Below are 25,060 nucleotides of genomic sequence, written 5' to 3'. Positions count from 1 at the left end.
AATGAGTAATACAAATAATCCAATTAAAAAATGTCTATTCCCTGCTGCAGGTTATGGTACAAGATTTTTACCTGCAACAAAAGCAACACCAAAAGAGATGTTACCAGTTTTAACAAAACCACTTATACAATATGGAGTTGAGGAAGCATTAGCAGCTGGAATTGAAAATATGTCAATTGTAACAGGTCGTGGTAAAAGAGCTATTGAAGATCACTTTGATATATCTTATGAACTTGAGCATCAAATAAAAGGGACAAGTAAGGAACATTATTTAACAGAAATTCGTTCAGTTATTACAAAATGTACTTTTTCTTATACTAGACAAATTGAGATGAAAGGTCTAGGTCATGCAATATTATGTGGAGAAAACTTAATTGGTAACCAACCTTTTGCTGTTTTACTAGCAGATGATTTATGTGATGCACCAACAAAAGGTGTTTTATCTCAAATGGTTGATTTATACAAAAAATATCACTGCTCTATTGTAGCTATTGAAGAAATCCCAAAAGAAGATACAAATAAATATGGAGTAATTGCAGGGAATGAAATAGAACCTGGGATATTTATGGTAAAAGATATGGTTGAGAAACCAGAACCTGAAGTTGCACCTTCAAATTTAGCAATTATTGGAAGATATATTTTAACACCAGATATTTTTGATATTATAAGAGAAACAAAACCTGGAAAAGGTGGTGAAATTCAAATAACTGATGCACTTTTAACTCAAGCAAAAAAAGGTATGGTTTTAGCATATAAATTTGAAGGTCAAAGATTTGATTGTGGAAGTATAGATGGATTTGTAAAAGCTACAAACTATTTTTATGATAAATCAATAAAAGAAGAAAAAAAAGTTAGTGGTAAAAAATAATGAAAAACAATCTATATTATCCAAAGATATCTCTAAGTGATGAAGATATTTTTTTAGAAATAAAAAAAGAGCGTGAAGAGATAGGTTATTACTCTTTACCATATACAGATACAACAAGTATTAAAAAAGAGCTAGATAATTTAGATTTTAAACAAAAAAATATTGCTATCATTGGAATAGGTGGAAGTACTTTAGGAACATATGCAATATATAATTTTCTAAAATATCACAAACAAAAAAACAAATCTTTAAAAAAAGAAATCTTTTTCTTTGAAAGTACAGATCCTGTAAACTTAAATGGAACTATTTCACAATTTGATTTAGAAGATACTTTGTTTATAATTATATCTAAGTCTGGAACTACAATAGAAACTGTATCAATATTTAAATATCTTATGTCAATTATAAAAATTGATCAATCAAATCTTTTAGTAATAACAGAAGATGATAGTAAACTAAATACTTTTGCAAAATCAAATAATATAAAAACTTTTGATATCCCAAAAAATGTTGGTGGAAGATTTTCAGTTTTATCTAATGTTGGATTAATCCCATTATATTTGGCTGGTTTTGATATTGATGAACTTTTAAAAGGTGCTAGACATATATCAACTTCATTTTTTGAACAATATGAACTTTATACTCACTTAATAAAAAAAGCTAGAACTTATTATGAGTACAAAGATGTTTATAATATAAATGCCGTTTTTTCATATTCTCAACTTTTAGAAGGATTTAATAAATGGTATATCCAGCTTTGGGGAGAAAGTTTAGGAAAAATAGATGCAAATAGTACAAATCAAGGTTTAACACCTATTGGATTACTTGGACCTGTTGACCAACATTCATTTCTACAACTAATCGTTGAAGGTAAACGTGATAAAACTGTAACTTTTATAAAGATAAAAGATTTCAAAGATGATACAAAAATTGCACCTACAACACTACAAGGTTTAGAGGAGTTAGATTATATTAATAATCTTGATTTTAAGGAGCTTATAAATCTACAAGCAGATGCAACTATTGCTTCAGTAAAAGAGTATAAAAAAGATATTCCTATTGATTTAATTGAAATAGAAGAGATAAGTGAATTTGAAATAGGAAAGCTCCTATTTTACTATGAATTATTAACTTCTATAGTTGGTAAATTTTTAAGAATAAATACTTATGATCAACCAGGTGTTGAAGGTGGAAAAATAATATTAAAAGATAAACTAAAAAGTAAAAACTAGGTAATGGAACATATATTTTCTAGTTTAATCCCTATATTTTCCCTAATTGTGATTGGATACTTATTTAAAAGAATAAGTTTCCCTTCACATGAATTTTGGCCAATGGCAGATAAACTTACATACTATGTTTTAATGCCTGCACTTTTAATTTTTACCTTATCAAAAGCTAAAATTGATTCAAATAGCATAACTTTTATATTAGTTTCTATTCTAGCAATATTTATAACAATGCTTATTTTAATGATATTTAATAAAATTAGTCCTACAACAAATAGCTCATTTACATCTATTGTTCAAGGGGGAATTAGATTTAACACTTATGTATTTTTAGCTTTAAGTGGTTCTATATTTGGTTCAAATGGTTTAGTTTTATCAGCTATTATAATAACTTTTGCTATCCCTATTTTGAATGTTTTTTGTATAACAATTTTTGCTTTATACTCAAACAATAGTAAAATTGATTTTATATATTTGGTTAAATCTATTATAAAAAATCCTTTAATAATATCTTGTGTTTTAGGAGCACTAATAAATTTTTCTGGAATTATATTACCAATTAGCATAGAAAACTTACTAAAAATTTTAAGTAGTGCTGCTCTTCCACTTGGGCTTTTATCTATTGGGTATACTTTAGTTTTAAAAGAAATTGGAAGTTCAAAAAAAGATTTAACTGTTACTATGATAGCAAAGTTCATAGTTTTACCAGTAATTATCTACTTTCTTGCAATTTATTTTGATCTTGATGATTTGATGATTTCAATATTAGTTTTATTTGCAATTATGCCAACAGCACCTAGTGCTTTTATACTTGCACGTCAACTAGGTGGTAATTTGTCTTTAATGACAACTATAATAACTGTACAAACAATTATTGCTGCCCTATTTTTAATAGTTTTCTTACAATATTTTAATTAGAAGTTATAAGTTTTTTAGTTGATATTTAAAACATTTTTATTAAAATATCAACTATAAGTTTTATAGCTAAAATTGTAAGAAGTGATTTTAATATAATTGTAAACTTTTTACCATCTACCAAATTTCTTGCTTTAGTTCCCACAAAACTACCTAAAACTGCACCAAATATCATAGCTATAATAATCCAAATATAATCAAAAAATACAAAACCAAAATATATAAAAACAACAACTTTTAATAAATGAGTTATACTCATCAAAGCTGCTCCAGTTGCTACGACCTTATCTTTATCATTATAATCTTTGAATAAAAGTGTCATAGTAAGTGGTCCAGTTGCCCCAACAACCATAGAAAGCCCTGTTTGAAAGAATCCAGCTAAATAGTAGTTTTCATATCTTTTTATCTTTTCGTTAAATTTTTGACTCCATAGAGAAAGTAATATATAAACTCCAATAAATAATGGTACATATTCAAGTGAAATAAAACTTAAGACTCCTGCAAAAAGTGCTATTCCTAATATAGAACCTATTAAAAACTTTGGTATTACTTCATATTGAATATCTTTATAGCCAAAAAAAGCTCTACTTAAATTACTTGAAACTTGTGTAAGTCCATGAACTGGAATAAGAGCATTTAAAGGTAAAAAGGATGGTAAAATAGCTATTAACATCATTCCTCCACCAATACCAACAACTGCTGCAATAACCGAGGTTAAAAATGTAATTGTTCCCAATAATAACTCTGTCATAAATATTTACCTTTAAAAAATATTTTGTAAAATACCAAATAAAGGCTTTATTATTGAAATATAGTTATAATTTATTTTTTTAAAAAGGAAGATATTATGAAAACATTACTTATTGTTACGATATTTTTATCAAACTTTTTATTTGCAAACTATAATTATGTAGGTGAAAATAATGGTAAAATAGATATGCATGGTGGTAAAAAAGACAGTTTATTAAATCAAAAAAATAGTATTTCAAATATAAATCAAATTGGTATTATGAAACCAGTTGTACCAACTCAACCAAAAGAACCAGAAAATTTAATAAAAGAAGATATAAAAAATAAGAAGGAAGATAAAAAATAATGGCAAAAAGATATAAATTTATATCATGGAATGTAAATGGAATAAGAGCAGTTGATAAAAAAGAGGCCCTAAAATGGGTTGATGAATCAAATATTGATTTACTTGGAATTCAAGAAACAAAGTCACAAAAAAACCAAATTCCAAAATCTATTTTTAATAAAGAGTTTACTTTTTCAACGGCTAGTGAATCAAAGATAAAAGGGAGAAGTGGAACAGCACTCTTTACAGATATTATTACAACTTTTGAATGTAATTGCCCAACAGTCGATATTCTTGATGAAGGAAGAATAAATGAAATCCATTTTACTCTAGGAAATAAAAACATTGCATTTTTCAATGTATATTTCCCAAATGGACAAAGTTCACAAGAAAGACTTGACTATAAAATGGAATTCTATGATAGATTTTTAGAACATTGTGAAACTTTAAAAAAAGATGGAAAATCAATCATTGTTTGTGGAGATGTAAATACTGCTCATACTGAGATTGATATAGCAAGACCAAAAGCAAATGAAAATACAAGTGGTTTTCTAAAGATGGAAAGAGATTGGATAACTAAATTTTTAGAATTTGGATATGTTGATACTTTTAGACTGATAAATGGAGATATCAAAGATAAATATTCATGGTGGAGTTATAGAGCAAATGCAAGAGCAAATAATGTTGGCTGGAGAATTGACTACTTTTATGTAAGTGATGATTTAAAAAATTTTGTAAAAGATGCTTATATTTTAGATAATATTGAAGGAAGTGACCATTGTCCTATTGGGCTTGAGATGGAGTTATAATTAAATTATGACTAAAAATAGTATTATAGAACGATATGATAAAGATGAAAATGGAAACTTAATCATAAGAATACATACAACAAAAGTAGAAGATTTATATGAAGATTATGATAAAAAATCTACTTTTATAAAAAAAGATTTAAAAGAAGACTTAGAAGACTACTTAATTGAAAGTGTTGAAGAGATAGATAATAATCCTTTTAAAATAGTTTTTTATTTTGATGAAAAAAGTACATCAGCTACAGAAGATAGATTAAAAATTAGTATAAAAGAATATTTTGAATATTTACAATATTTAAAAACAATAAAAATTAAAGAAAGTATAAAAAATTCTTTAATTTTTATTGTTATAGGTTTTATTTTAGTTGCATTTGCATTTATTCTATCAGAAAATGAAGATTTTATTATCAAACTATTATCAGAAGGAATAATGGTAGGAGGTTGGGTTGCTTTGTGGGAAGCTGGAGCTATTTTACTTATAAACTGGATCCCACTAAAAAAAGAGCTAAATATTTTTAAAAAAATATCAAATGCAAATATAGAATGCTATTAATTTAAAGAATAAAGAACCTTTGCAAATATATTTTTTAAATTTTCTCTCTCTTTTTTATCTAGAATACTAAAAAAGTCTTCACCTTTACACATTTTACTATCCATAATCTCTTTTATCAAATCAATACCTTTTATAGTTAGACAAACTAAACTTTTCCTTTTATCTTCTATTGAACTTACTCGTTTAATAAGTTCTCTATCTTCAAGTTTTTTTAAAACTTTTGTCATACCACCAGAAGAAAATACTAAATGATCATATAAATCTGTAGGAGTCATCGTATAATCTTTAGCTCTAAAATATAAACTTGCTAAAACATCTACATCAACATTTAATAAATCGTATTTTTGTTTAGTATCTTTTTCTGCTTTATTAAAAAGCTCTTTATTTATAACTAATAAAGGAAATGTAATAGCAAATATTTCATATCGCTCATCTGTTTTAACTAAATTGTAAAAATCATCAAAATATTTCGTATCCATGAGGCGGATTATAATACAAATTAAATTAAAAATATCTTTCTAGCAAGATAATTTTAAGAGAAAAAAAGATAAAGTTTCAAAATTAATTTAAAAGGAGTACGTTTGAAAAAGATATATTTTACTTTTTTATTCCCACTTTTTTTATATGGTCATAACTTGGAAGAGTTAGTGAATTTATCAATAGAGAATAGATTAATCGAAGCTTCAAAACAAAATCTTGAAGCTCTAAAATATGACTATAAAAGTGTAAAAAGTGGTTATTTACCAAAAATCGACATTGGTGCAAGTTATTCAATAACAGAACATGAGTTACCTAATGTTCCAAAAAAAGGAACAAATGCTTATGCAAGTGCAAACTATATTTTATATGATGGTGGAAAAAAATATGATATTTATGATAGTTATGAAAGTAGTATTAAAAGTGGTGAAAAATCATTAGAAGCTTTAAGAAACGATCTTTCACTTACAGTAATAAACTACTATTTTGATTATCAATCATTAATAGCAAGAAAAGATGCTAAATTAAAAGAAATTGAGCAATTAGAAGCACAAAAAGAAAGACTTAGCAGATTTTATAATGCTGGAACAACAACAGAAGATGAATTACAAAAAATTATTTCAAGACTTCAAAATTCAATAGTTGAACTACAAGAAGTTGAATTAAATATTGTTACAATTTTACATAATCTTGAATATATAACTGGTACAAAAATAGATTTACAAGATGGTTCAAAAATCAAAGATATAAATGATTTAGAATCAAAAAGTGAAAGATTTGATATTCAAGCTTTAGAGTTTGATACTCAAACAAAACTAAGTAATGCTGAATCTCAAAAAAGTGGTTATTTACCAACAATTACTTTAGATAATACTTTCAATTATTATGATAGAGATTATAGTAACAAAAACAATGATACAGATAGTCCAGATCACCAAAATGTTGCAAGTGCGAATTTGAAATGGAATATTTTTTCTTTTGGTGAAACAAAATATAAACATGAATCAAAACATAAAGAATATTTAGCAAGTAAATCAAATTTTGAATATGAAAAAAACAAAGCTGAAGTTGATTTACAACTTGCTCTTAGAGCTTATGATATAGCAGAAAGAAAAATTAAATCAAGTGAAGCAACTTTAAAAGCAGCACAAAGTGCTTATGATGTTATAAAATCAAAATATGAAAATGGACTTATAGATAATGTTGCATTTTTGCAAAGTTTAAGTGAAAAATATGATGCAATAAGCCAACACAAAAAAGCTTTAAATGATTTAGAAATAAGTAAAGCTACAATAATTTACCATAGCGGTGAAAAACTACAGGAGTATATAAGATGATAAAAAAATCATTAATTTCAATATCTTTCCTATTATTAGGATTTAACAATTTAATAGCAAATGAAGCTCCAGCTTTACCTGTAAAAACTTTTACAGTTAAAGCTGAAGACAATACAACAAGTAAAACTTATCCAACTATTTTAAAAGCTTTTGAGCAAGTAAATGTGATGGCAAGAGTTTCTGGAACATTAAAAGAAAAATATTTTAATGAAGGTGATTTTGTAAAAAAAGGAACACTATTATATAGAATTGAACCAGATATTTATCAAGCAAATCTAAATGCCAAAAAAGCAAATTTTGTAAAAGCAAAAAAAGATTTTGAAAGAGCAAAAGAATTAATTGCTTCAAAAGCTATAAGCCCACAATCATTTGATGATTATACTTTTCAATATGATAGTGCGAAAGCAGCTTTAGATGAAGCTCAAATAAACCTAAATTATACAAAAGTAACTGCTCCAATAGATGGAATTGTTGGATTAAAAAATCATGATATTGGTGATTTAGTAGGAACAAGTTCTAGTAATTCACTTCTTGTAACTATTACAAATACAAATCCAATTCATGCTGAATTTTCAATCCCAAAGGATGATATGAATAATTATCTTTCACAAATAAAAGATAAAAAAGCCAAAGTAACTTTATTAACAAGTAATAAAAAATATGAAAATGGTGTAATAGATTTTATATCACCTGTAATTGATATAAATACAGATACACTTTTAGTTAGAGCAAAATTTGAAAATGCTAACAATGAATTAATCGTTGGAAACTTTACAAAAGTTGAAATTTCTAATTTATCATTAGGAGATGTTTTTATTGTTCCTGAAAATGCTGTATTAAAAACTGCTCAAGCAAATATTGTTTTTGTTGTTGATGAAAACAATATTGCAAAACCAAGACCAGTTATTACAGGAGATTTAGTAGCAAAAGGAATGGTTATAAAAGGTGGTCTAAAACCTGATGAGCAAGTTATAATATCTAACTTAGCAAAACTTAGACCAGATACAAAAGTTCAAATAGTAAATGATGAGAAATAGTCATGATTTCCGCATTTTTTATTAGAAACCCCGTTTTTGCTGGTGTTTTAAGTATTGTTATATTTTTAGTTGGACTTATTTCTATGTTCAATCTACCAATTGAACAATATCCAAGAGTTCTTCCTCCACAAATTATTGTGAGTACATCTTATCCAGGCGCTAGTGCAGATACTATTGCAAAAACAGTTGCTGCACCACTTGAAGAACAAATCAATGGTGCTAAAGATATGCTTTATATGAGTTCACTTGCAGAAGATAGTGGAAGATTAAGTATAAATGTTTTCTTTGAAGTTGGAACAGATCCAGATCAAGCAAAAATTGATGTAAATAATAGAGTTCAAGCTGCATTAGCAAAAATGCCAGAACAAGTACAAAGACAAGGTGTTGTTGTAGGAGAAAGAAGTCCTAGTATTTTACAATTTATTATGCTTCAATCACCAAATAATACTTATGATAGTATTTACTTATCTAACTATGCTCTTTTAAACTTAGTTGAAACTTTAAAAAGAGTTAAAGGGGTTGGAGATGCTATGATCTTTGGAGCAAAAGATTATTCTATTAGAGTTTGGATTGATCCATCGAAACTATCAAAATACTCTTTAGCAACAACTGATGTAATTGCAGCTATTAGAGAGCAAAATAATCAATATGCAGCAGGAAAAGTTGCAGCTGAGCCAATAGCAAATAAACAAATGTATACATATACAATTCAAACTCCAAGTAGATTTGAAAATCCAACTCAATTTGGAAATATTGTAATTAGAGCAAATGAAGATGGAAGTAGCTTAAAATTAAAAGATGTTGCTACTATAGAACTTGGAGCATCAGATTATAGTGTTACTACAAGATTAAATGATGCACCTTCTATTCCTATTGGAATATTTTTACAAAGTGGTGCAAACTCACTTGAAACAGCTGATGCTATAAAAAAAGCATTAGAAGAATCTAGTCAGTTTTTCCCTGAAGATATGACTTATAGTATTCCTTATGATAGTACAGATTTTATTACTGCATCTATTAATGAAGTTGTTAAAACTTTTGTTGAAGCTTTAATTTTAGTTATTTTAATTATTTTCTTATTCCTACAAAGCTGGAGAGCAACTATTATTCCTCTTATTGCAGTTCCTGTATCAATTATAGGTGCATTTGCTGGAATGTATGCTTTAGGATTTAGTATCAACTTACTTACTTTATTTGGACTTGTTCTTGCTATTGGTATAGTTGTTGATGATGCCATTATTGTTATTGAAAATATTGAAAGACATATGGATGAAGGTAAAACTCCAAAAGAAGCTGCATTTATTGCTATGAAAGAGGTAACTGGAGCTTTAATTGCAATTATTTTAGTTCTATCTGCTGTATTCGTTCCTGTTGCATTTATGGGTGGATTAAGTGGAGAGATGTATAGACAATTTGCTATTACTATTGTAATTTCAGTTATAATTTCTGGTTTTGTGGCTCTAACTTTGACTCCATCACTTTGTGTAAGAATATTAAAAAATAAAAAACATGAACCTAAAGGATTTTTCAAATGGTTCAATGATATGTTTAATAAAGCAACTGAAGGTTATTCGTTTTTAGTTAAAAAAAGTATTAGATTTGCATTAATATCTATTTTATTATATGTAGGATTATTATTTGTATCTTTTGATATGTTTAAATCTATGAAAACAGGTCTTGTTCCAGACGAGGATCAAGGAACTATTTTCGTATTTGGATTTAACCCTCCTGGTTATTCTATGTCAAAATCATTAGAACTTTCTGAAGAGACAAACAAAATTATTTTAGCTGATCCTAATGTTGAAAATGTAATTACTCTTGCAGGATATGACTTTACAACTTCAGCTACAAGAAGCCATACAGTTGCAACGATTATTAAACTAAAAGACTGGAGTGAAAGACCAAATCCAGACCAAGATGCACAAGCTTTATTGAAAAAATTTAGCCAACAACTTATGGGAACAAGTGAAGGTTTCTCTGTTGCTGTTGTTCCACCACCAATTATGGGGATGAGTGTTACTGGTGGGTTTGATATGTATGTTCAAGATAGAACTGGTGGGAAAATAGAAGATTTAGGAAATCTTGTAAATGAAATTATAGCAAAAGCAAATCAACGACCTGAACTTATGGGAGTTAGAACAGCACTTGCTGCTAATATTCCTCAGTTTAAAATAGATATTGATATTGAAAAAGTAAAATCAAAAGGTGTAGATTTAAATGATATTTATAGCACTATAAATGCTACTTTTGGAAGTTTCTATGTAAATGATTTCTCTTTACAAGGAAGAACTTATAGAGTAAATGTACAAGCAATTGATGAATATAGAAATAATATTGAAGATTTACAAAATATTTTTGTTAGATCAAGTAATGGTGAACTTTTACCTATAAATTCATTTGTAAATTATAAAAAAATTGTTGGAGCAGATATTATTGAAAGATTTAACCTATTCCAATCTGCAAAAGTTTCAGGACAACCTGCAGCTGGATATAGTTCTGGAGACTCTTTAAGAGCTATTGAAGAAGTAGCGAATGAAGTATTACCTGAAGGTTACACTATAGCATGGACAGGAACTGCATACCAAGAGAAACAAATTGGTGGAAGTTCAGCACAAGCATTTATATTTGGAATTGTATTTTTATTCTTAATTCTTTGTGCACTATATGAAAAATGGTTATTACCACTTTCAGTTGTTTTAGCTGTACCATTTGCTATATTTGGAGCTATTTTAGCTACAAATTTAAGAGGATTAGATAATAATATTTATTTCCAAATTGGACTTCTAGTTCTTGCGGGACTTGCTGCTAAGAATGCTATTTTGATTGTAGAGTTTGCTCTACAAAAAAGACGAGAAGGTTATAACTTAATAGATGCTGCAATAGAAGCAGCTAAAGTAAGACTTAGACCAATCGTTATGACTTCTTTAGCATTTACAGTTGGTGTTTTACCACTTGCTATTAGTAGTGGAGCAGGAGCAGCTAGTAAGCACTCTATTGGAACTGGAGTTGTTGGTGGAATGCTAACAGCTACATTTATAGCAATATTATTTATTCCATTATTCTATGTACTTATTTCAAGACTTAGTAAAGAAAAAGAAGGAAATATTGCTGAAGAGTTAAAAAAAGAAGAAGAAGAAAACAATAAAGAGTACTAAAAGTACTCTTTATTATCAAAATTACTACAAAAATCTACTACTTTAAAATAATTATTTTCTAAATTCAATATTTTATTATTAATAATTTTTATTACCAAAAAATTAATTCAGTCTTAATATAATTTTTAATATAATAATAAATTATTTTTTATTTTAATATAGGATAGTTAAATTTATGCTTGAACAGAAGAAATATACACTTTTAATTGTAGATGATATGACTACAAATATTTTATTATTATCCGATATTTTAAAAGATGAGTACAATATAAAAATAGCAAAAAGTGGCCAAAAGTGTTTAGAAATTCTAAATAATCAAGATAACATTGACTTAGTTTTACTTGATATTGAAATGCCAGATATAAATGGATATGAAGTATGTAAACATTTAAAACAGAGTGATAGAACTAAAGATATTCCTATTATATTTGTAACTGCAAAAAGTAGTGAAGCAGATGAAGAATATGGTTTAAATATAGGAGCAATAGACTATATTACAAAACCTTATAGTAAAATTATTATAAAAACTCGAATTAGAAACCAAATTAGATTAAGAGAAAAAACTCTTATGCTAGAAAAATTATCTATGTATGATGGATTAACAAATATTAAAAATAGAAGATTCTTTGATGAAATGTTTGAAAAAACTTACAATGATATAAAAAGGGAAAACTCAAATCTTGCAGTTATGATGATAGATATTGATTTTTTCAAACCATACAATGACAATTATGGACATGGAAAAGGTGATGAAACACTAAAAAAAGTAGCCTTAGCTCTACAAGAAACATTACATAGACCAAATGATTTAGTAGCAAGATATGGAGGAGAAGAGTTTGTTATTTTATTAAAAGATATAGATGAAAATGGATTAAAAAATGTTGCAAATAACCTACTTGAAGCTATAAGAGAGTTAAATATAGAACATAATTATTCAACTATTGCTCCTTTTGTAACAATAAGCGTAGGAATATGTTTTTGTAATTCAAACTATAATTTAACAAAAACTGAAATTTTACTAAGAGCAGATGAAGCACTATATAAAATAAAAAATAGTGGAAAGAATAATTTTTTAATAACTACAGTTTAAGATGAATCTACAAAATATTAAAATAAGAAACTTACTATTATCTATTTTAGCTATAACATTTTTTATTATAATACTAGTTATATCTGATATTTTTTATAATCATAACAATAATTTTTCAATAAAATCAACTATATTTTTATTTGTTATTTTAGTTCTTTCTTTTATAAGCTTGATTATATTTAATATACTTTTTAAGCAAATTATCTATCATCAAAAAAGAATAGAAAAAATATTAAATTCTCAAAGAAATATATTAATTGTTACAGATGGTGAAAATATTATACAATCAAATAAAGCTTTCCTAAATTTTTTCAAAATTAATTCCTTAGAAGAATTTAATAAAAATAAACTTCCTATTTATGATTATTTTATAGAAGAAACAGGTCTTTTAAAAAATGATTGTAATTGGTTAGAATATATACTGAAAAACAATAATAGTTCAAATCTTGTAAAAATAAATCAAGATAATAATGAATATATTTTTAAAGTCTTTGCACAAAAAGTAGAAGATTCTCAATATTTTGAAGTAGTAGTTACATTTGAAGATATTACAAATGAACTAAAAATTGAATCTGAGTTAATAAAACAAAGGAATATTATAACAGAATCAAATAATACAAAAAGCCAATTCTTAGCAAATATTTCTCATGAATTAAGAACTCCTATGAATGCAATTATAGGTTTTACAAAGTTATTCTTTGATACAAAACTAGACTCAAAACAATATAACTTACTTATGAGAATTGATGATTCTTCAAGACTACTTTTAAATACAATAGAAGATATATTATATATAACTCAAATAGAATCAAAAGAGTTTAAACTAGAAAATAAAGAATTTATATTAAATGAACTTATTCAATATGTAGAAACAAGCTTTTTTAAAGAGTCTTTAAAACAAAATAATAAGTTTATTTTAAATATAGAAGATAATATTCCCAAAAAAATCTTAGTAGATAAAATAAAACTTCTTCAAGTTATATCAAATTTTTTAACAAATGCCTTTAAGTTTACAACAAATGGTGAAGTTTCTTTAAATATTAAATTAATTGAAAGAATTGAGCCAAATAGAGCAAAAATAAGATTTAGTGTCATTGATACAGGAATAGGAATAAAAAAAAGTTTTCAAGATGAGATATTTAATCAATTTTTTCAAGAAGACAATTCAAATAATAGACAATTTAAAGGTAGTGGATTAGGTCTTACTATATGTAAAAAGATAATTGAGTTATTTAATTCGAAAATCGAATTAGAAAGTGAAATAAATATAGGAAGTAAGTTTAGTTTTAATATTATTGTCGAAACTTTAGATGAAAATTTAGAAATAGAAAATTCATATCCATATTTTGATAATTTAACAATTTTGTTAGTAGAAGACAATGTAATAAATCAAGAAGTAGCTTCTTTAATACTTAAAAAATCAAATATTAGTGTTGATATAGCTTCAAATGGTAAAGAAGCAATAAAAATATTTAATAAAAATAGATCTAAATATGATTTAATACTTATGGACCTACAAATGCCAATTTTAAATGGCTTTGAAGCAACAGAAGAAATAAGAAAAATAGATACAAATATACCAATCATAGCTCTAACAGCATCAAACTTAATTCTAGATAGACAAAAAGCTTTAGATGTTTTAATGAATGACTTTTTACTAAAACCCATAGATACAGATTCTTTATATAAAACAATTATTAAATATGTAAAGAAATTAGAAGATTGTGAAATAAAATATATAAAACACAACTTAGAAGTTACAAATAATATTCTAAATAAAAATGCATTAGAGTGTTCAATAGAAAATAAAGAACTTATGAATAAACTTCTTAAAAAGTTTTTAGAACAGCTAAATAATGAATTTAATAATATTGTTGATGAAATTTCAAATAATAGTAAAAATGCAAAAAGTTTAGTTCATGGACTAAAAGGGGTTAGTGGAAATTTAGGTGCTATTTCACTATTTGAAATTTGTAAAAAGATAGATGAAAAGTATAAACAAAATATTCATATAAGTAAAGAAGATATTAAAATATTAGAAAACGAAATAGAAGATATTAAAAAAGAATTGGAATTTCTTGATAATGAAATTTTTGAACAATTAGAACAAGATGATAACTCAATATTAAATGATGATGAGTTTAAAAAACTTTTATCATCAATAATTCAGGATTTAGAAGAAGGAAATATCATAGATGATGAAAAACTTATATCTTTATATAAAAATCTTTACAATAAAACAGATGATATAAATCTCCTAAAAACTTATATTGATGATTTTGAATACAATTTAGCTATTGAATTTTTAAAAGGTTTAAAATAAAAATATTTAGATTATCTTTCAACTTATTTCCTTTATTTTTTTAATGCTGAAAAATCTTTAGCTTTAACACTATTTTTTCCTATAAACTCTTTTTCATTTGCATTTTTAACTATTAGTTTTGCTATATTATCTGTTAATGTTGCAATATCATGAGTTTGAGAAGCTATATTCGCATTCTTTTGTGTTTGACTATCAAGACTATTTACAGCATCATTTATCTGCTCTATCCCTAACAATTGCTCTTTACTTGAATTTTGAATATCTGATATTAATGTTATTGTCTCTTCTATATTCTTACTTAATCCAACATATCCATTTATCATATTTGTTGCTATTTGTTTCCCTTCATCTGCTTTTACTGTTGCTCTTTCCACTATATCTTTTATCTCTTTTGCTGCTTCTGCTGAACGAGATGCTAGATTTCGTACTTCTTGAGCTACTACAGCGAACCCTTTCCCTGACTCTCCTGCTGTTGCTGCTTCCACTGCTGCATTTAAACTTAATATATTTGTTTGGAATGCTATATTATCTATTACTCCTATTGCTTCACTTATTGCATTAACTTGTGCATTTATCTCATCCATTGCTGTTGTTGTTTTATTCGCCAATTCTTCTCCTTCATTTACTGACTTAGTAACATCTGTTGAAAGATTTGACATCTTTGCTATATTATGTGTTGTATTCCTTATATTACTTGTTATCTCTTCTAAGGCTGCTGCTGTCTCTTCTAAAGATGTTGCTGCTTCATTTGAGCTTACATTTAATATATCTACATTTGATAGAAGTATTTTTGAGCTATTCTCTAAAGTTAATCCATTTGATTTATTCTCAGCCAAAATATCACAAATTACATCTCCTAATTCATTTATAGTTACAGCAACACTAGCATAAGGATTTGGAAATCTTGCAGTGTAATCTTTATCTTTGAATTTACCAAGAACATTTAATAAAACATTAATATCTCTTGCTATTGTATGTTCTAGATAGTATTGTAACTCTTCTAAAGATTTTTTTAACTCTTTAAATATTGGAGTACTCACTTCTAAATTAAACTTTGCAAGATTATTTCCAGATTTTAATTCTTGAACAAATATAGAAACTGCATTTATAAATTTATTATCTTCAATTATAGTATCTTTTGTTTTTTCAATATTTTGATTTACTAAATTTGCCATTTGTCCAAATTCATCTTTTGTATTTATATCCAAAAATCTAATTGTAGATGTCTCTCTATTTAGAAAACTAAAAAAACTCTGTAATCCTACTTGAATTTTATCTACAATACTAACAAGTTGTTTAGACATAACATATACTATTATCAAAGATAAAACTATCGCTACAATTAAAAAAACTATCATTGTATAGGAAAATCCACTAGCAACATCTTTCACTTTTGAAATAAATGTATGATTATTTGCTTCTTGATAATCAATAAATTCATTTATAACTTTTAACCATTGAGTAAATAATGGACTAGCTTTATCTAAAAGTATATTTAATGCTTCTTCATTATTATCTTCTAATTTTAGTTTGATAATATTTTCTACTAATGGTAATGTATTACTCTCTACATTTCTTATTTTATTTAATATTATTAACTCTTCTTCTACAAAATTGTCTCTATTTGTAAATATTTTATCCATTGATTGAGCAGAAGTACTATAAAAATCTTCTAGTTTTTTAATATCATCAATAGATTTTTTAAATAAAGAACTATCTTTACTATCAGATAATACAACATCTCTTATAGAAATTGCTCTATCGTGAACACTTCCACGAAAATTGATTGCATATCTTTGTTTTGCAGAAGTAAGTTCTACATCATTTTTTAAAGTATTATCTATGATAGATACTCTATTTATCCCTATAACTGTCAGTAATATAATTAAAAAAATCATCAAACCAAAACCTAAATACAACTTTTGAGAAATTCTCATAGATAAACCTTTTTATTTAAATTTTCTTCTGAAAAGAAATATCTTATCTTATCTTATATTACAATTATCAAACCAAGTTATTTTATAATAATTATTTTTTGTGTATTTTAGAAACAAAATATTAGTTGAAAAGTTTTATATAGCTGAATAATAGGGAAAAGTATTAAAAAAGTATCATTATTTAAAATTATAATATTAGTGATTAAAAAATAATTATAAATGAAAGAGTTTAAAAACTCTCCCATTTATCATCTTTAATATTATCTTTTGTAGATGTTGGTTTTAAAAATTGATTAATTGATACTTTTTTATTTAATTTTTCTATATCATTTATTTGATTTTCTATATCTTTTGCTTCAACTTTATCTTTACCTATAAAATCTTTTTCATTTGCATTACTTACTACTAATTTTGCTATTTTATCAGTACCAAGTGCAATATCGTTAGTTTGACTAGCAACCATAGCATTTTGTTGTGTTTGTTGATCCAACTGATTTACTGCATCATTTATCTGCTCTATACCCATTAGCTGCTCTTTACTTGACATCTCTATATCTGATATTAATGTTATTGTCTCTTCTATATTCTTACTTAATCCAACATATCCATTTATCATATTTGTTGCTATTTGTTTCCCTTCATCTGCTTTTACTGTTGCTCTTTCCACTATATCTTTTATCTCTTTTGCTGCTTCTGCTGAACGAGATGCTAAATTTCGTACTTCTTGTGCTACTACAGCGAACCCTTTCCCTGACTCTCCTGCTGTTGCTGCTTCTACTGCTGCATTTAAACTTAATATATTTGTTTGAAATGCTATATTATCTATTACTCCTATTGCTTCACTTATTGCATTAACTTGTGCATTTATCTCATCCATTGCTGTTGTTGTTTTATTCGCCAATTCTTCTCCTTCATTTACTGACTTAGTAACATCTGTTGAAAGATTTGACATCTTTGCTATATTATGTGTTGTATTCCTTATATTACTTGTTATCTCTTCTAAGGCTGCTGCTGTCTCTTCTAAAGATGTTGCTGCTTCATTTGAGCTTACATTTAATATATCTACATTTGATAGAAGTATTTTTGAGCTATTCTCTAAAGTTAATCCATTTGATTTATTCTCTACTAGCATTGTTGTTATTGAATCTCCTAAATGGTTCACTCCTCTTGCTAGTTTTAACAAATGCTCTTTTAACCCTTTTTGATCTATCTTATTCAAGTAGTTATAATTTGCATATTGTTCTAATATATTTAATATATTATTTATATTTGATTCAAGATTCTCTCCCATATTATTCAACATCTGTTTTAATTGCATTAAGGCTGGATTTGTTACTTCTATATTCAACCTTTGACACAAATCCCCTTGTTCAAATTCACTTAATACTGTTATTGTCTCATCTATCAATCTTCTATCTTCTTCTATCCCTTTTTGTGTCTTCTTGATATTCTCATTTACTACTTTTGCCATCTCTCCAAATTCACAATTACTATTTATATTTATACTATTTACTGTTAATTCATCTCTATTTAAGTACGCAAAAAATCCTAATAATCCATTTTCAAAAGTTTTTAGTAAATCTGAAATATTTTTTGAAAGAACTATTGATACTATAATTGCAAAAATTAAGATTACTAACCCTATAATTAATATTATAATTTTTATAAAACTATTTTGACTATCAACTTTTGAACCAATAGCATCTTGATTTTTACCTTGAGAAATTAATATATCATGTGCTAAAGTTTGTATATTTTTTGTTAATATATTTAATTCATTTGAGATTACACTATTTCTTGCATTGATAGTATCATAAAGTTGAACAACACCATTCTCATATTTTTTTAAAATATTCTCAAACTCTTTTATTTCTGTATTATTTCTTGAGCCAAACATAATTTTAATATTTTCAAATTCTGTTTGTATATAATCCATCTCTTCATTAACTTTTTTGAAATCATCACTACTATTCGTTTCAACAAATCTTAAAATGTAAATTCTCATAATTAAAACATCTTTTAGTAATTTTGAAAGAGCAAAACTATTTTCATAATTTTTATATTCATATTCTTTTAGCATAGCAGAAGATAACATTTTTTCCAGTTCTTTACCATTTATATATAAATTATCTTCTAAAATAGAATCTCTTAATTGCATATAATTTATAACTTTAGAAAAAGATTTTTTATAAAGCTCTAAAGATTTATCTATATCTTCCATTTGTGACTTCCTTGTAGGATTTTGAAAACTTTTAATCCCAAAATCAACAAGTATTTTTGTATCTTCAAACTCTTTATTAAATTCATCAATACTACTTTTTTGATGTGATTTTATATATTCCAATATAATACTATTCATTTTTAATATTTGAATATCTATAGAAGCTATATTTTTTCCATTTTTAGCTATTCGTCTATATTCTGAAAAACCATCACTTGTTTCATTTATAGATTTTATAGAATATAAAACAAATCCAAAAATCAACACAATTATTATAGAAAAAGAAAAAATTAATTTCTTTTTTATTGTCAAGTTACCTAACATCTAACCCCTTTTCCTTGTAAGATTTAAAAAGAAATATCTTATCTTATCTTCCAATTATCGAACCAAGTTATTTTATAATAATTATTTTTTGTGTATTTTAGAAACAAAATATTAGTTTAAATTTTTTATATATTCGAAGAATAGGGAAAAGTATTAAAAAAGTATCATTATTGAAAATTGTATTATTAAAAGATATAAATAATTTTATAATATAAAAGAATGGGAGCTTAAAAGCTTTCCCACTCATCATCATCTTTTGTACTACTTTTTATGATAGTTGGTTGTGAAGTTTTTTCTATTTGTTTTGGTTTTGAGTTTATCTCTACTTTTCTTTTTACTATCTCTATCTCTTCTTTTTTCACTGAGTTATGTAATGTTTTAGCTTTTACTTCATTCTTACCATTAAACTCTTTTGCGTTTGCATCTTCTACTATTAGTTTTGCTATCTCATCTGCGTTCAATGCTATCTCATTTGTTTGACTTGCTACCATCGCATTTTGTTGTGTTTGTCTATCTAGTTCATTTACTGCATCATTTATTTGTTCTATTCCAGAAAGTTGCTCTTTACTTGACATCTCTATATCTGATATTAGGTTTATTGTTTGAGAAATACTCTCATTCAATTCTTTATATCCATCTATCATTGTTGTTGCTATATTTTTACCTTCATTTGCTTTTACTGTTGCTTTCTCTACTATATCTTTTATCTCTTTTGCTGCTTCTGCTGAACGAGATGCCAAATTTCGCACTTCTTGTGCAACTACAGCGAACCCTTTTCCTGCTTCTCCTGCTGTTGCTGCTTCTACTGCTGCATTTAAGCTTAGGATATTTGTTTGGAATGCTATATTATCTATTACACTTATTGCTTCATTTACTAGATTTACTTGTACATTTATTTCATCCATTGCAACTGTTGTTTTATTTGCTAGTACTTCTCCATCTTTTGCGCTAGAAGTTACATTTGATGAGATTTTTGACATCTTTGCGATACTCTCTGTATTATTCCTAATATTTGAAGTAATCTCTTCTAAGGCTGCTGCTGTTTCTTCTAGAGATGCTGCTGCTTCATTTGAAGATAAATTTAATTTATCTACATTCTCTAGTAGCAATTTTGAGCTTTGTTCTAAAGTCAATCCATTAGCTTTATTCTCTTTTAGCATATCATTTATAATTGTTGCTAGGTTATTTATTCCTTTAGCTACTTTTCCATTATCATTCTCTATTTTTACTCTAAAGTCTAGTTTACTAAATTTATCTAATACTTCTACTACTTTATTTACATCTGTACAAATATTATTCATACTATTCTCTAGCATCTCATTAAAGTTATTCTTTAATTCTTCTAGTCCTGTATTTACTGTTGTTTTCTCTATCCTTTTATTTAGGTACCCTGCTTTTACTTCATCTACTACTCTTTTTACATCATTTATCAATATTTCATCTTGTTTTATTAATTCTTGTGTTTTTACTATATTTTCATTGATGACTTTTGCCATTGTTCCAAATTCATCTGTTGATTTTATATTGATTGCTGTTGTATTTCCTGATTCTTTATTTAAAAATGCAAAAAATCCTAATAATCCGCTACTTATTGTTGTTAAGTTCTTACTTAATATTCGCATATTATAAACAACAATCACAATAATAAGCCCTAAAACAATAAAAGAAAATATTAAAGAAAAGTTTCTTACATCATTAGCTTTTTCCATAAATTCATCAATAGGAACAGAACAAGCCATCATCCAGTATCTTTTAGTATCTCCAAACTCATAAGGATAAGAATATGTATAAGCTTCTTTACCATCTCTTAAACTTTTTGTCATAAAATCATACTCTTTACCTTTAACACCTTGTTCAATTATCCCTAAAACTGTTGGATTAGATGTTAAATTTGAAAATGGTTTTCCTACACCTTCAGTTCGTGGATGAGCAACAACAATTCCATGTGGTTCATATAAAGATAAGTATCCAGTTTTATATAAAGTTATTTCTGAAACTTTTTTATTTATAGTTTCAAGTGAAAAATCAACTCCAACTACACCAATAACTTTACTATTTATAATAATAGGTGCAGCAACAGATACCATTAAAACTTTTTTACCATTACTCATTTCATATTCATAAGGTTTAGTAATAGAAACTCTTTTATTTTCAATAGCTGGTTTTAAATATACATCTTCTTTGTTAAATTCTGGTAAAAATTCTACTGAATACTTACCTCCTCCTTCACTTGTTACTAATGGTTGAAAAACTCCTTTTGGAGTATAATATGGATTTACATCTTTACCATCATATCTATCAAATAAATATGAATCATCATCAAAGCCTATCCATGCTGTAAATAAAAAATCATTTTTCTTTAAAATATTTTTTTGGTAATCTACCATTCCTTCTTTTGTTAGCTTTTCACCTGTTTTTATAGCAGTTTCAATTCTATTTACCATAGAATCAACAACAGATATAGTATTGTCTAAAATAGATTTTTGTTCCATTGCATGTGCTTTTACAGTAGCTTTAATATAGTTTTTAGCTTCTTCTTCTGCATTTGCATATTGATTTTTACTTGTGAAAAATATCATTGTCCCTAATGATAAGATAACAGTACCCAACAAAATTATAAGTAATTTTGTACCGAAGTTTAGATTTTTCATCCTTTTTGCCCCTTGTTGTAATTAAGGTAACAATAGTATCATTTTTTACTAGCAAAAACGTAGCATATATAATCTCTACAACAAGAGTTTTTTGGTACTATTTCAAAATGATTTTAGAAGAGAAATTAAAAGAGTTACCAAATGATGCTGGAGTTTATCAATACTTTGATAAAGAAGGACATCTACTATATATTGGAAAAGCAAAAGTTTTAAAAAATAGAGTTAAATCTTACTTTAAATTTACTCCAAAACTATTACCAGCTGATAAACTAAGCCCTCGTATTTATAAAATGATTTGTGAAGTTAAAAATTTAGAATGGATAGTTGTACCAAATGAACATGATGCACTTATATTAGAAAATTCTTTAATAAAACAATTAAAACCAAAATACAATATCTTACTTCGTGATGATAAAACATATCCATATATTTTTATAGATTATAATGATGATTTTCCAAGGTTAGAAATAACAAGAAAAATACAAAAAGGGAAAAATATAAAATATTTCGGTCCTTATTCAAGTGGAGCAAGAGATATGCTAGATAGTATCTATGAAATAGTTCCATTAGTTCAAAAAAAAGCTTGTATTAAAGGTAAAAAAGCCTGTTTATTTCACCAAATAGCAAAATGCCTTGCTCCTTGTGAGAATAAAATTTCAAAAGAAGATTATTCAAAAATAGTTGAAAATGCTTTAGAATATATCTACAATAAAACTAAACTTATTTCTAAATTAAAAGAAAAAATGAAAATTTATTCAAATGATTTTCGTTTTGAAGATGCTATGAATTTAAGAGATAGAATAAAAACCATTGAAAAATCTCAAATAAAAACAGGAATAGATCTCGCTACAAATGAAGATATTGATATTTTTGCAATAAACTCAAATAATAAAAAGGCTGTGATTGTAAGGATGTTTTTAAGAGATGGAAAACTTACCTCTTCAAATTATGATTTTATAAAAATAAATGATGATTTAGAATTTGATTATGAAGAAGCATATAAAAGAGCAATTATAAACTACTATGACAATGAACTTCCTCTTCTACCAAAAGAAGTTTTAATAGCACATGAGCTTTTAGAATTAGATGATATTGAAGAATTTTTATATACAAAATTTAATAAAAAAATAAAAATAGTAAATCCTAAAAAAGATAAAAAAAGAGAGATTATAAATATTGCACTAAATAACTGTAATGAACTTTTAAGACTTGAAGAAGCAAAAAATCAAACAACAATTTATGAAGAATTAAAAGAGTTATTTAATCTTAAAACTTTACCATATATTATTGAAAGTTTTGATAACTCTCACCTTATGGGACAAGCAACAGTTGGTGCAATGATTGTTTGGAATGAAGAATTGAACTCTTTTGATAAAAAAGCTTTTAGACACTACAATCTTGAATCCAAAGATGAATATTCACAAATGAGAGAAATGCTAATAAGAAGAGTTGAAAGTTTTGAAAAAAATCCAGCACCAGATTTATGGATAATTGATGGAGGTGAAACTTTACTAAAATTAGCTTATGATATAGTTCAAAGTGTTGGAGTAAATCTTGATATTATAGCTATTGCAAAAGAGAAAATAGATGCAAAAGCACACCGAGCAAAAGGAAGTGCAAAAGATATAATTCACTATAAAAATTCAAGTGGTGAATTTAAAAATTTTAATTTACTTACCAGTGATAAAAGACTACAATTCGTTCAAAGACAAAGAGATGAAGCACACAGATTTGTAATAAATTTCCATAAAAAACAAAAAAGAACTCAAGATAAACAGATATCATTACTTCAAATAAAAGGTATTGGTGAAGCAAAGATCAAGAAACTTCTTTTATATTTTGGAGAATTTGAAAAGATAAAAAATGCTTCTTTTGAAGAGTTAAAAAGTGTGTTAAATGAAAAAGACGCAAACACAATTTTAGATTATTTTAATGATTTTAAGGATTAATTTTGGCAAAGATTTTAATAAATAAAGAAAATTTATTTTATAACTTAAATATTATTTCACAAAAAGCTGGTAGTAAAGATAAAGTTGCAGTTGTATTAAAAGATAATGCTTATGGACATGGTTTAGTAGAAATAGCAAAATTATCAAAAGAGTTTGGAATAAAAAAAGCTGTTGTAAGAGACTTTAAAGATGCTCATAAAATTAAAGATTATTTTAACTATATACTTGTTTTAGCTGAACAGGATTTTCACAACTATTCACATACTTTTCACATAGCCTTAAACTCTCTTGAACAAATTGATAAAATACCCTCAAATAGCAATGTACATATAAAAGTAGATACGGGAATGCATAGAAATGGAATATATATTGATGACTTAGAAAAGGCTTTTTTAGGGCTTTCACAAAAAAAGATAAATATTACTGGAGTATTCACACACCATAAAGGAGCTGATGAATTATCAACAAATTTCTTTTGGCAAAATGAGAATTTTTCTCTTGTAAAAAAGAGTGTAAAAGATATATGTGAAAAACTTTTTTTACCTCTACCAAACTTGCATTCTTGTAACTCTGCAGCACTATTTAGAAAGATAGATTTTGATGAAGATTTTGCTAGAGTTGGAATAGCAACATATGGATATTTGGAAGATGACTTACCATTTAATTTTCCAAAATTAAAACCTGTTATGTCTCTTTGGGCTTCTAAAATGGCTACAAGAACTTTAAAAAAAGGTCAAAGCGTAGGTTATGGAGGTAAATTCACAGCTTTAGAGGATATGGAAGTTTCAACCTATGATGTTGGTTATGGGGATGGCTTTTTAAGATTGAATGAAAATCATTGCTATAAAACACCAAAAGGATTCCAAGTTTTAGGACGAGTATCTATGGACAACTTATCAATAAATAGCACAGATAAAGAAGTTTGTATTTTTGATGATGTAAGAACTTTAGCAAAAATTCACAATACAATAACTTATGAAATAACTTGTTCTTTAAAAGAGAATATAAAAAGAGAAATTATTTAAATTCTACTATATAAAATTATTAATTTAAATAAGATTTAATTATAATTGTGGTAAAAAACTTTTCACTAGAAACTATAGAAGGACA

The 25,060-nt window shown here is 26.1% G+C and carries 17 protein-coding genes and 1 pseudogene; 13 read left to right on the top strand and 5 right to left on the bottom strand.

Annotated elements, in window-relative coordinates; all coding sequences use genetic code 11:
- Position 1 precedes the first annotated feature (1 nt).
- From galU to ALANTH_RS03995, 3 genes are read left to right on the top strand one after another with little or no spacing between them, the layout of a single operon-like run.
- Positions 2–868, top strand: coding sequence for a UTP--glucose-1-phosphate uridylyltransferase GalU (galU, locus tag ALANTH_RS04005; RefSeq protein ID WP_026803566.1), 867 nt, complete (start codon positions 2–4; stop codon positions 866–868).
- On the top strand, positions 868–2,100 hold the full coding sequence (locus ALANTH_RS04000) for a glucose-6-phosphate isomerase (protein ID WP_026803565.1): 1,233 nt from the start codon (positions 868–870) through the stop codon (positions 2,098–2,100). The genes galU and ALANTH_RS04000 overlap by 1 nt, the downstream gene beginning before the upstream one ends.
- Positions 2,101–2,103: 3 nt before the next feature.
- Positions 2,104–3,015, top strand: coding sequence for an AEC family transporter (locus ALANTH_RS03995; protein WP_026807562.1), 912 nt, complete (start codon positions 2,104–2,106; stop codon positions 3,013–3,015).
- 25 nt (positions 3,016–3,040) lie between these two features.
- Here the strand turns inward: ALANTH_RS03995 and ALANTH_RS03990 are convergent, their stop codons facing one another.
- The gene (locus ALANTH_RS03990) at positions 3,041–3,763 is read right to left on the bottom strand and encodes a sulfite exporter TauE/SafE family protein (RefSeq protein ID WP_026803563.1); all 723 of its coding nucleotides are present in this window, start codon (positions 3,761–3,763) and stop codon (positions 3,041–3,043) included.
- Positions 3,764–3,859: 96 nt separating this feature from the next.
- On the opposite strand from ALANTH_RS03990, the gene ALANTH_RS03985 reads away from it, so the two are divergent.
- Genes ALANTH_RS03985 through ALANTH_RS03975 form a run of 3 tightly spaced genes read left to right on the top strand, consistent with a single transcriptional unit; the run spans position 3,860 to position 5,449 of the window.
- Complete coding sequence (locus tag ALANTH_RS03985; RefSeq protein WP_026807561.1) at positions 3,860–4,108, top strand: hypothetical protein; 249 nt, start codon at positions 3,860–3,862, stop codon at positions 4,106–4,108.
- Positions 4,108–4,896, top strand: a complete 789-nt coding sequence (locus ALANTH_RS03980) for an exodeoxyribonuclease III (protein ID WP_026803561.1) — start codon at positions 4,108–4,110, stop codon at positions 4,894–4,896. The genes ALANTH_RS03985 and ALANTH_RS03980 overlap by 1 nt, the downstream gene beginning before the upstream one ends.
- Before the next feature lie 7 nt (positions 4,897–4,903).
- The gene (locus tag ALANTH_RS03975; protein ID WP_026807560.1) at positions 4,904–5,449 is read left to right on the top strand and encodes a hypothetical protein; all 546 of its coding nucleotides are present in this window, start codon (positions 4,904–4,906) and stop codon (positions 5,447–5,449) included.
- Here the strand turns inward: ALANTH_RS03975 and ALANTH_RS03970 are convergent.
- Positions 5,446–5,928: a MarR family winged helix-turn-helix transcriptional regulator gene (locus ALANTH_RS03970; protein ID WP_026807559.1), complete on the bottom strand. Its 483-nt coding sequence runs from the start codon at positions 5,926–5,928 to the stop codon at positions 5,446–5,448. The two genes, ALANTH_RS03975 and ALANTH_RS03970, sit on opposite strands and share 4 nt — an antisense overlap.
- 102 nt (positions 5,929–6,030) lie before the next feature.
- Here ALANTH_RS03970 and ALANTH_RS03965 point away from each other — a divergent pair, with 102 nt between their 5' ends.
- From ALANTH_RS03965 to ALANTH_RS03945, 5 genes are all read left to right on the top strand, one after another.
- Entirely contained in the window at positions 6,031–7,263 is a 1,233-nt protein-coding gene (locus ALANTH_RS03965) for a TolC family protein (protein ID WP_026803558.1), read from the top strand.
- Positions 7,260–8,300: an efflux RND transporter periplasmic adaptor subunit gene (locus tag ALANTH_RS03960; RefSeq protein WP_026807558.1), complete on the top strand. Its 1,041-nt coding sequence runs from the start codon at positions 7,260–7,262 to the stop codon at positions 8,298–8,300. Before ALANTH_RS03965 ends, ALANTH_RS03960 begins: the two co-directional genes overlap by 4 nt.
- Positions 8,301–8,302: 2 nt before the next feature.
- Positions 8,303–11,455 carry an efflux RND transporter permease subunit gene (locus ALANTH_RS03955; RefSeq protein WP_026803556.1) on the top strand — a complete coding sequence of 1,051 codons (3,153 nt, stop codon included), beginning with the start codon at positions 8,303–8,305 and terminating at the stop codon, positions 11,453–11,455.
- 175 nt (positions 11,456–11,630) lie between these two features.
- A complete protein-coding gene (locus ALANTH_RS03950; RefSeq protein ID WP_026803555.1) occupies positions 11,631–12,545 on the top strand; it encodes a GGDEF domain-containing response regulator in 915 nt (304 codons plus the stop codon).
- Position 12,546: 1 nt separating this feature from the next.
- Entirely contained in the window at positions 12,547–14,868 is a 2,322-nt protein-coding gene (locus ALANTH_RS03945) for a response regulator (RefSeq protein WP_026807557.1), read from the top strand.
- 32 nt (positions 14,869–14,900) lie between these two features.
- Here the strand turns inward: ALANTH_RS03945 and ALANTH_RS03940 are convergent, their stop codons facing one another.
- The 3 genes and pseudogenes from ALANTH_RS03940 to ALANTH_RS03930 form a co-directional block, all read right to left on the bottom strand.
- Positions 14,901–16,805: a methyl-accepting chemotaxis protein gene (locus ALANTH_RS03940; RefSeq protein ID WP_172658493.1), complete on the bottom strand. Its 1,905-nt coding sequence runs from the start codon at positions 16,803–16,805 to the stop codon at positions 14,901–14,903.
- Between the two features lie 229 nt (positions 16,806–17,034).
- Positions 17,035–18,372, bottom strand: a pseudogene (locus ALANTH_RS11530) (methyl-accepting chemotaxis protein); the annotation flags it as partial.
- A 1,205-nt stretch (positions 18,373–19,577) separates the two neighbouring features.
- On the bottom strand, positions 19,578–22,001 hold the full coding sequence (locus ALANTH_RS03930; protein WP_172658491.1) for a methyl-accepting chemotaxis protein: 2,424 nt from the start codon (positions 21,999–22,001) through the stop codon (positions 19,578–19,580).
- Positions 22,002–22,108: 107 nt separating this feature from the next.
- Here ALANTH_RS03930 and uvrC point away from each other — a divergent pair, with 107 nt between their 5' ends.
- Both uvrC and ALANTH_RS03920 read left to right on the top strand, forming a co-directional pair.
- Positions 22,109–23,950, top strand: a complete 1,842-nt coding sequence (gene uvrC / locus ALANTH_RS03925) for an excinuclease ABC subunit UvrC (protein WP_026807555.1) — start codon at positions 22,109–22,111, stop codon at positions 23,948–23,950.
- Between the two features lie 2 nt (positions 23,951–23,952).
- Positions 23,953–24,975 (top strand): alanine racemase, encoded by a 1,023-nt coding sequence (locus tag ALANTH_RS03920; protein WP_026807554.1) that lies wholly within the window; start codon positions 23,953–23,955, stop codon positions 24,973–24,975.
- Positions 24,976–25,060 lie beyond the last annotated feature (85 nt).

Source organism: Aliarcobacter lanthieri (assembly GCF_013201625.1).
Taxonomy (GTDB): Bacteria; Campylobacterota; Campylobacteria; order Campylobacterales; family Arcobacteraceae; genus Aliarcobacter; species Aliarcobacter lanthieri.
Note: the sequence above shows the minus strand (reverse complement) of the source record. Positions and strands in the feature narration are given on the sequence as shown.